Source organism: Streptomyces sp. CB02959 (assembly GCF_002803155.1).
In the GTDB taxonomy this organism is placed as follows: domain Bacteria; phylum Actinomycetota; class Actinomycetes; order Streptomycetales; family Streptomycetaceae; genus Streptomyces.
In genome coordinates, this window is the sequence record NZ_NNBP01000058.1 from 25789 (window position 1) to 29929 (window position 4141).

Below are 4141 nucleotides of genomic sequence, written 5' to 3' on the forward strand. Positions count from 1 at the left end.
GCCGCAGCTAACGCATTAAGTTCCCCGCCTGGGGAGTACGGCCGCAAGGCTAAAACTCAAAGGAATTGACGGGGGCCCGCACAAGCAGCGGAGCATGTGGCTTAATTCGACGCAACGCGAAGAACCTTACCAAGGCTTGACATACACCGGAAAACCGTGGAGACACGGTCCCCCTTGTGGTCGGTGTACAGGTGGTGCATGGCTGTCGTCAGCTCGTGTCGTGAGATGTTGGGTTAAGTCCCGCAACGAGCGCAACCCTTGTTCTGTGTTGCCAGCATGCCCTTCGGGGTGATGGGGACTCACAGGAGACTGCCGGGGTCAACTCGGAGGAAGGTGGGGACGACGTCAAGTCATCATGCCCCTTATGTCTTGGGCTGCACACGTGCTACAATGGCCGGTACAATGAGCTGCGATACCGCGAGGTGGAGCGAATCTCAAAAAGCCGGTCTCAGTTCGGATTGGGGTCTGCAACTCGACCCCATGAAGTCGGAGTTGCTAGTAATCGCAGATCAGCATTGCTGCGGTGAATACGTTCCCGGGCCTTGTACACACCGCCCGTCACGTCACGAAAGTCGGTAACACCCGAAGCCGGTGGCCCAACCCCTTGTGGGAGGGAATCGTCGAAGGTGGGACTGGCGATTGGGACGAAGTCGTAACAAGGTAGCCGTACCGGAAGGTGCGGCTGGATCACCTCCTTTCTAAGGAGCATCTAGACGGTCGTAAGATCGTTCAGAGCCACTACGTCGGCGAATGTTCGACGGTGGTTAGCTCATGGGTGGAACGTTGACTATTCGGCACGATCGGTTGGGATCGCTAGTACTGCTTCGGCGTGGAACGTGAATTGTCAACTGGTCGGGTCGGGCGCGCTGTTGGGTGTCTGAGGGTGCGGACTACGGTCTGAACCTTCGCGATGCCGGCCCCGGTGAAGGACCTCTTGTGGGTGTGTGACGGGTGGCTGGTCGTTGTTTGAGAACTGCACAGTGGACGCGAGCATCTGTGGCCAAGTTTTTAAGGGCGCACGGTGGATGCCTTGGCACCAGGAACCGATGAAGGACGTGGGAGGCCGCGATAGGCCCCGGGGAGCTGTCAACCGAGCTTTGATCCGGGGGTGTCCGAATGGGGAAACCCGGCAGTCGTCATGGGCTGTCACCCGCTGCTGAACACATAGGCAGTGTGGAGGGAACGCGGGGAAGTGAAACATCTCAGTACCCGCAGGAAGAGAAAACAACCGTGATTCCGGGAGTAGTGGCGAGCGAAACTGGATGAGGCCAAACCAGTCACGTGTGATACCCGGCAGGGGTTGCGTGGTTGGGGTTGTGGGAGTTCTCTTGATCGGTCTGCCGGCCGGTCGGCGAGTCAGAAACCGTTGATGTAGGCGAAGGACATGCGAAAGGTCCGGCGTAGAGGGTAAGACCCCCGTAGCTGAAACATTAGCGGCTTGCTTGAGAACCACCCAAGTAGCACGGGGCCCGAGAAATCCCGTGTGAATCTGGCGGGACCACCCGTTAAGCCTAAATATTCCCTGGTGACCGATAGCGGATAGTACCGTGAGGGAATGGTGAAAAGTACCGCGGGAGCGGAGTGAAATAGTACCTGAAACCGTGTGCCTACAAGCCGTGGGAGCGTCGCGCATCGAGCTTGCTCGGTGCGTCGTGACTGCGTGCCTTTTGAAGAATGAGCCTGCGAGTTTGCGGTATGTTGCGAGGTTAACCCGTGTGGGGAAGCCGTAGCGAAAGCGAGTCCGAATAGGGCGTGGAGTAGCATGCTCAAGACCCGAAGCGGAGTGATCTAGCCATGGGCAGGTTGAAGCGGAGGTAAGACTTCGTGGAGGACCGAACCCACCAGGGTTGAAAACCTGGGGGATGACCTGTGGTTAGGGGTGAAAGGCCAATCAAACTCCGTGATAGCTGGTTCTCCCCGAAATGCATTTAGGTGCAGCGTCGTGTGTTTCTTGCCGGAGGTAGAGCACTGGATAGGCGATGGGCCCTACCGGGTTACTGACCTTAGCCAAACTCCGAATGCCGGTAAGTGAGAGCGCGGCAGTGAGACTGTGGGGGATAAGCTCCATGGTCGAGAGGGAAACAGCCCAGAGCATCGACTAAGGCCCCTAAGCGTGTGCTAAGTGGGAAAGGATGTGGAGTCGCAGAGACAACCAGGAGGTTGGCTTAGAAGCAGCCACCCTTGAAAGAGTGCGTAATAGCTCACTGGTCAAGTGATTCCGCGCCGACAATGTAGCGGGGCTCAAGTACACCGCCGAAGTCGTGTCATTGCGATATTACCCCCAACGGGGATCGTGATGGGTAGGGGAGCGTCGTGTGCCGGGTGAAGCAGCCGTGGAAACGAGTTGTGGACGGTTCACGAGTGAGAATGCAGGCATGAGTAGCGATACAAGAGTGGGAAACTCTTGCGCCGATTGACTAAGGGTTCCTGGGTCAAGCTGATCTGCCCAGGGTAAGTCGGGACCTAAGGCGAGGCCGACAGGCGTAGTCGATGGACAACCGGTTGATATTCCGGTACCCGCTTTGAAGCGCCCAATACTGAATCAGGCGATGCTAAGTCCGTGAAGCCGCCCTGGAGCCTTCGGGCAAAGGGGAGTGGTGGAGCCGACGGACCAGACTTGTAGTAGGTAAGCGATGGGGTGACGCAGGAAGGTAGTCCAGCCCGGGCGGTGGTTGTCCCGGGGTAAGGGTGTAGGCCGTGTGGTAGGTAAATCCGTCACACGTTAAGGCTGAGACCTGATGCCGAGCCGATTGTGGTGAAGTGGATGATCCTATGCTGTCGAGAAAAGCCTCTAGCGAGCTTCATGGCGGCCCGTACCCTAAACCGACTCAGGTGGTCAGGTAGAGAATACCGAGGCGTTCGGGTGAACTATGGTTAAGGAACTCGGCAAAATGCCCCCGTAACTTCGGGAGAAGGGGGGCCATTTCCGGTGATGACATTTGCTGTCTGAGCTGGGGGTGGCCGCAGAGACCAGCGAGAAGCGACTGTTTACTAAAAACACAGGTCCGTGCGAAGCCGTAAGGCGATGTATACGGACTGACGCCTGCCCGGTGCTGGAACGTTAAGGGGACCGGTTAGCTCCATTTCGGTGGGGCGAAGCTGAGAACTTAAGCGCCAGTAAACGGCGGTGGTAACTATAACCATCCTAAGGTAGCGAAATTCCTTGTCGGGTAAGTTCCGACCTGCACGAATGGCGTAACGACTTCTCGACTGTCTCAACCATAGGCCCGGTGAAATTGCATTACGAGTAAAGATGCTCGTTTCGCGCAGCAGGACGGAAAGACCCCGGGACCTTTACTATAGCTTGATATTGGTGTTCGGTTCGGCTTGTGTAGGATAGGTGGGAGACTTTGAAGCGCCAACGCCAGTTGGTGTGGAGTCGTTGTTGAAATACCACTCTGGTCGTGCTGGATGTCTAACCTGGGTCCGTGATCCGGATCAGGGACAGTGTCTGGTGGGTAGTTTAACTGGGGCGGTTGCCTCCTAAAGAGTAACGGAGGCGCCCAAAGGTTCCCTCAGCCTGGTTGGTAATCAGGTGTTGAGTGTAAGTGCACAAGGGAGCTTGACTGTGAGACTGACGGGTCGAGCAGGTACGAAAGTAGGGACTAGTGATCCGGCGGTGGCTTGTGGAAGCGCCGTCGCTCAACGGATAAAAGGTACCCCGGGGATAACAGGCTGATCTTCCCCAAGAGTCCATATCGACGGGATGGTTTGGCACCTCGATGTCGGCTCGTCGCATCCTGGGGCTGGAGTCGGTCCCAAGGGTTGGGCTGTTCGCCCATTAAAGCGGTACGCGAGCTGGGTTTAGAACGTCGTGAGACAGTTCGGTCCCTATCCGCTGCGCGCGTAGGAGTCTTGAGAAGGGCTGTCCCTAGTACGAGAGGACCGGGACGGACGAACCTCTGGTGTGCCAGTTGTTCTGCCAAGGGCATGGCTGGTTGGCTACGTTCGGAAAGGATAACCGCTGAAAGCATCTAAGCGGGAAGCCTGCTTCGAGATGAGGGCTCCCACCCACTTGATGGGGTAAGGCTCCCAGTAGATGACTGGGTTGATAGGCCAGATATGGAAGCGCCGTAAGGTGTGGAGTTGACTGGTACTAATAGGCCGAGGGCTTGTCCTCAGTTGCTCGCGTCCACTGTGT

Annotated in this window: 2 rRNA genes (1 of these 2 cut by a window edge); both read left to right on the plus strand. The window is 57.1% G+C overall.

What is annotated here, in order from left to right:
* Window positions 1-698 (plus strand): 16S ribosomal RNA (locus CG747_RS45505); it begins 904 nt to the left of the window's first position.
* A gap of 300 nt (window positions 699-998) precedes the next feature.
* A 23S ribosomal RNA gene (locus CG747_RS45510) occupies window positions 999-4120 on the plus strand.
* Together the 16S and 23S rRNA genes form the textbook arrangement of a ribosomal RNA operon.
* The last annotated feature ends 21 nt before the right edge of the window (window positions 4121-4141 follow it).